This window comes from Citrobacter sp. Cpo045 (genome assembly GCF_030332875.1).
In the GTDB taxonomy this organism is placed as follows: domain Bacteria; phylum Pseudomonadota; class Gammaproteobacteria; order Enterobacterales; family Enterobacteriaceae; genus Citrobacter; species Citrobacter portucalensis.
Genome location: NZ_JAOWGZ010000041.1, coordinates 1 through 301, shown reverse-complemented (window position 1 = coordinate 301; position 301 = coordinate 1). Strand labels below are relative to the sequence as shown.

Annotated in this window: 1 protein-coding gene; it reads left to right on the top strand. The window is 55.8% G+C overall.

The window, feature by feature from the left end; translation table 11 throughout:
- Positions 1-301: Ig-like domain-containing protein (locus tag OGY13_RS00900; protein ID WP_286593182.1), on the top strand; the 301-nt coding region annotated here is incomplete at both ends.

The following is a 301-nucleotide window of genomic DNA, read 5'->3' as shown; positions in this document are numbered from 1 at the left end:
GAAGTGACCGCGCTGGCGCACCGTACCGTGGTGCTGGACACTAAAGCGCATAACACCGTCAATATTCATGATGTCACTGCCGATAACACCCTGAACTTTACTGAGCTGTCGGCGGCGAAGCAGGTGATTACCGGAAACGTTCGCGGGGAAGACGCGAAAGCGGGCGACCCGGTGCTGGTAGAGATTAACGGCCACCAGTATCACGGCCAGGTGATTGATACCGGGAAAAATACCCTCGGTTATCGCATCGAGGTGGATTCGAGCGCGTTCTCTGACAACGTCGGTCATGTGCTGAAAGAGG